Source organism: Haematospirillum sp. 15-248 (assembly GCF_012102665.1).
Taxonomy (GTDB): domain Bacteria; phylum Pseudomonadota; class Alphaproteobacteria; order Rhodospirillales; family Rhodospirillaceae; genus Haematospirillum.
Genome location: NZ_JAAVTF010000023.1, coordinates 1 through 5239, shown reverse-complemented (window position 1 = coordinate 5239; position 5239 = coordinate 1). Strand labels below are relative to the sequence as shown.

Genomic DNA, 5239 nt, shown 5'->3' with positions numbered 1-5239 from the left:
TTTTTTTGAATTGAGAGATGAGAAGACCTGGCGGCGCCCTACTCTCCCGTGCCTTGAGGCAAAGTACCATTGGCGCAGCTGTTTTTCACGGCCGAGTTCGGGAAGGGATCGGGTGTTTTTCCAGCGCCATGACCACCAGGTCATCACATCTCACAAATCGGGTATAGTTTTTTTTTGTATGAATGGTGTGTTCCGTGCTTTTTGAGTGGCTTTACCACTGCGCACGGGCTCTGAAGCCTATCGAGCGATTAGTACCGGTTAGCTTCACGTGTTGCCACGCTTTCACACCCGGCCTATTGACGTGGTGGTCTTCCACGGCTCTCAAGGGATACCTTGTTTTGAGGATGGTTTCCCGCTTAGATGCATTCAGCGGTTATCCAATCCGTACATAGCTACCCAGCGGTGCTCCTGGCGGAACAACTGGTACACCAGAGGTACGTCCATCCCGGTCCTCTCGTACTAGGGACAGCTCCTCTCAAGTATCCTACACCCACGGCAGATAGGGACCGAACTGTCTCACGACGTTCTAAACCCAGCTCACGTACCTCTTTAAATGGCGAACAGCCATACCCTTGGGACCTGCTCCAGCCCCAGGATGAGATGAGCCGACATCGAGGTGCCAAACACTTCCGTCGATGTGGACTCTTGGGAAGTATCAGCCTGTTATCCCCGGCGTACCTTTTATCCGTTGAGCGATGGCCCTTCCACGAGGGACCACCGGATCACTAGAACCGACTTTCGTCTCTGCTCCACCCGTCGGTGTCGCAGTCAGGCTGGCTTTTGCTCTTGCACTCGTCGAGCGATTTCCGACCGCTCTGAGCCAACCATTGCGCGCCTCCGTTACTCTTTGGGAGGCGACCGCCCCAGTCAAACTACCCGCCACACAGGGTCCCGGTCCCGGCTTACGGGACGCGGTTAGACATCAAATACGGGAAGGGCGGTATTTCAAGGGTGGCTCCGCCTGGGCTGGCGCCCTGGTTTCATAGCCTCCCGCCTATCCTACACATCCAATATCTGATGCCACTGTGAAGCTGTAGTAAAGGTGCACGGGGTCTTTCCGTCTGACCGCGGGAACTCCGCATCTTCACGGAGAGTTCAATTTCGCTGAGTCGATGTTGGAGACAGCGGGGAAGTCGTTACGCCATTCGTGCAGGTCGGAACTTACCCGACAAGGAATTTCGCTACCTTAGGACCGTTATAGTTACGGCCGCCGTTTACCGGGGCTTCAATTCGGAGCTTGCACCCCTCCTCTTGACCTTCCGGCACCGGGCAGGCGTCAGACCCTATACGTCGTCTTGCGACTTCGCAGAGCCCTGTGTTTTTAATAAACAGTCGCCACCCCCTGGTCTGTGCCCCTCGCCTGTGGTTGCCCACGGGCGAGGCTCTCTTATTCCGAAGTTACGAGAGTAATTTGCCTAGTTCCTTCAACATCGTTCTCTCAAGCGCCTTGGTATACTCTACCAGTCCACCTGTGTCGGTTTCGGGTACGGTCATTGTTGGTGGTGTTATTTCCTGGCCCGTCTTCACCGCTGCTTCAATCCGATAAGGAGCAACGATTTACGACGGGCGTCACATCCACCTGGCCCACGAATATTAACGTGGTTCCCATCGACTACGCCTTTCGGCCTCGCCTTAGGGGCCGGCTTACCCTGCGCGGATTAGCCTTGCGCAGGAACCCTTGGACTTACGGCGACAGGGTTTCTCACCCTGTTTGTCGCTACTCATGTCAGCATTCTCACTTCCGATACCTCCAGCAAACCTCACAGTTTGCCTTCGCCGGCTTACGGAACGCTCCGCTACCGCTTGTCATAGACAAGCCCGCAGCTTCGGTGCATGGCTTTAGCCCCGGTACATCTTCGGCGCAGGACAGCTTGATTAGACCAGTGAGCTGTTACGCTTTCTTTAAAGGATGGCTGCTTCTAAGCCAACCTCCTGGTTGTTTTGGCCGTCCCACATCCTTTCCCACTTAGCCATGACTTGGGGACCTTAGCTGGCGGTCTGGGCTGTTTCCCTTTTGACGATGGACCTTAGCACCCACCGTCTGTCTGCCGGACAGTACTCGCCGGTATTCGGAGTTTGGTTCGAGTTGGTAAGGCTCGCGCCCCCCGTCCCGATCCAGTGCTCTACCCCCGGCGGTATAGATCCGACGCGCTACCTAAATAGCTTTCGCGGAGAACCAGCTATTTCCAGGTTTGATTGGCCTTTCACCCCTAGCCACAGTTCATCCCCGTCTTTTTCAACAGACGTGGGTTCGGTCCTCCAGTGGGTGTTACTCCACCTTCAACCTGACCATGGCTAGATCACCTGGTTTCGGGTCTACCGCATCGAACTGAACGCCCTGTTCAGACTCGCTTTCGCTTCGCCTACACCTGCCGGCTTAAGCTTGCTCGATACGGTAAGTCGCTGACCCATTATACAAAAGGTACGCCGTCACGGACATTCCCGGAGGAATTCCGCTCCGACTGCTTGTAGGCATCCGGTTTCAGGAACTGTTTCACTCCCCTTGTCGGGGTGCTTTTCACCTTTCCCTCACGGTACTGGTTCACTATCGGTCACTGGAGAGTACTTAGCCTTGGAGGGTGGTCCCCCCATGTTCAGACAGGATTTCACGTGTCCCGCCTTACTCGAGGACTGCAGTGTTTTTTACCCGTACGGGGCTGTCACCCGCTCTGGCACGCCTTTCCAGACGTTTCCGGTTGTTTCACTGCAGCCACTGGGCTGGTCCGCGTTCGCTCGCCACTACTTGCGGAGTCTCGGTTGATTTCCTTTCCTCCGGCTACTTAGATGTTTCAGTTCGCCGGGTTCGCTTCCACACCCTATGTATTCAGGTGTGGATACCGCAGATGCGGTGGGTTTCCCCATTCGGACATTTCCGGATCAAAGATTGCTCCCGTCTCCCCGGAACTTTTCGCAGGGTGCCACGTCCTTCATCGCCTTCCAGTGCCAAGGCATCCACCAGATGCCCTTGTCACGCTTGAGAGCCCATGCGCAGGGAAAAAACCACTGCACACGGAACACAGCATTCATACATTATGCGTTGAACATGCAGTCCTTCATGGCATCGCCATCCGGGCTTCCGGACGGCACGTGCCGGTCTGCAATCCAACGCGGTCACTAGACCCTTTAATTGCTTGCTTCTTTACAATGAATAACAACGAGACGGTATCGGGGCATGGCCCCGAACGGATTTCCCTGCAGTCAGTGCGGCGCGGTGGTGGAGGCTATCGGGATCGAACCGATGACCTATAGCTTGCAAAGCTATCGCTCTCCCAGCTGAGCTAAGCCCCCTGGGCCGCGGGTGTCCCTGGGCATCGGTGGTGGGCCTGGCTGGACTCGAACCAGCGACCTTACGCTTATCAGGCGTACGCTCTAACCACCTGAGCTACAGGCCCGAGCCTGTGCACCGGCGTGTACCATGAATGGTACCGTCTGACTGCGGAAGGGATACGAGGACGACCGTATCGGGTGCACCTTTCGGTGCGATGCCGTGATATCACGGCGTTGTGTTCTCGGTGACCCAGGTTGCCCCGGATACATCCTTGAAAGGAGGTGATCCAGCCGCAGGTTCCCCTACGGCTACCTTGTTACGACTTCACCCCAGTCGCTGACCCTACCGTGGCCGGCTGCCTCCTTGCGGTTAGCGAACCGTCTTCGGGTAAAACCAACTCCCATGGTGTGACGGGCGGTGTGTACAAGGCCCGGGAACGTATTCACCGTGGCGTGCTGATCCACGATTACTAGCGATTCCGACTTCATGCACTCGAGTTGCAGAGTGCAATCCGAACTGGGACGACTTTTTGGGATTTGCGCCTTCTCGCGAAGTGGCTTCCCTCTGTAGTCGCCATTGTAGCACATGTGTAGCCCAGCCCGTAAGGGCCATGAGGACTTGACGTCATCCCCACCTTCCTCCGGCTTGTCACCGGCAGTTTCCCCAGAGTGCCCAACTTAATGATGGCAACTGAGGACGAGGGTTGCGCTCGTTGCGGGACTTAACCCAACATCTCACGACACGAGCTGACGACAGCCATGCAGCACCTGTGTGGGATCCAGCCGAACTGAAGGAACCGTCTCCGGTTCCGCGATCCCCATGTCAAGGGCTGGTAAGGTTCTGCGCGTTGCTTCGAATTAAACCACATGCTCCACCGCTTGTGCGGGCCCCCGTCAATTCCTTTGAGTTTTAACCTTGCGGCCGTACTCCCCAGGCGGAGTGCTTAATGCGTTAGCTGCGCCACCGAAATGCATGCATTCCGACAGCTGGCACTCATCGTTTACAGCGTGGACTACCAGGGTATCTAATCCTGTTTGCTCCCCACGCTTTCGCACCTCAGCGTCAGTACCGTGCCAGATGGTCGCCTTCGCCACCGGTGTTCCACCCAATATCTACGAATTTCACCTCTACACTGGGTATTCCACCATCCTCTCACGGACTCAAGCCTTGCAGTATCAAAGGCAGTTCCGGGGTTGAGCCCCGGGATTTCACCCCTGACTGACAAAGCCGCCTACGCGCGCTTTACGCCCAGTAATTCCGAACAACGCTAGCCCCCTTCGTATTACCGCGGCTGCTGGCACGAAGTTAGCCGGGGCTTCTTCTGCGGGTACCGTCATCATCGTCCCCGCTGAAAGAGCTTTACAACCCGAAGGCCTTCTTCACTCACGCGGCATGGCTGGATCAGGCTTTCGCCCATTGTCCAATATTCCCCACTGCTGCCTCCCGTAGGAGTCTGGGCCGTGTCTCAGTCCCAGTGTGACTGGTCATCCTCTCAGACCAGTTATGGATCGTCGCCTTGGTGCGCCGTTACCACACCAACCAGCTAATCCAACGCGGGCCAATCCCAAAGCGATAAATCTTTCCCCCTCAGGGCGTATACGGTATTAGCCAAGGTTTCCCCAGGTTGTTCCGTACTTCAGGGCATGTTCCCACGCGTTACTCACCCGTGCGCCGCTCCCGGATAAATCCGGGCGCTCGACTTGCATGTGTTAGGCCTGCCGCCAGCGTTCGTTCTGAGCCAGGATCAAACTCTCAAGTCATAATCGACAGTCTCTTAACTTCACAAAGCGTATGCTTAAATCAAAGATACCAGACTACCGTCTAAACACGGTCGTCCACGTATCCCTTCCGTCTCTTCACTCTGTAAAACAGCACCAGACACCAACAAAACCAGAAAAACCAGTCCCTCAGCGTCGGGACGCACCTTCTAAGCCCCAACGCAAAAATCGTCAACACAATTCCTTAAACAAA

The 5239-nt window shown here is 55.9% G+C and carries 2 tRNA genes and 3 rRNA genes; all 5 read right to left on the bottom strand.

Annotated elements, in window-relative coordinates:
• Positions 1–25: 25 nt before the first annotated feature.
• Positions 26–140, bottom strand: a 5S ribosomal RNA gene (gene rrf, locus HEQ72_RS11115).
• A gap of 87 nt (positions 141–227) precedes the next feature.
• A 23S ribosomal RNA gene (locus tag HEQ72_RS11110) occupies positions 228–2980 on the bottom strand.
• 232 nt (positions 2981–3212) lie between these two features.
• Positions 3213–3288, bottom strand: a tRNA-Ala gene (locus HEQ72_RS11105).
• 27 nt (positions 3289–3315) lie between these two features.
• Positions 3316–3392: transfer RNA gene (locus tag HEQ72_RS11100), tRNA-Ile, on the bottom strand.
• A gap of 150 nt (positions 3393–3542) precedes the next feature.
• Positions 3543–5028, bottom strand: a 16S ribosomal RNA gene (locus HEQ72_RS11095).
• The 16S, 23S and 5S rRNA genes sit together here with 2 tRNA genes alongside, the layout of an rRNA operon.
• Between the last annotated feature and the right edge of the window lie 211 nt (positions 5029–5239).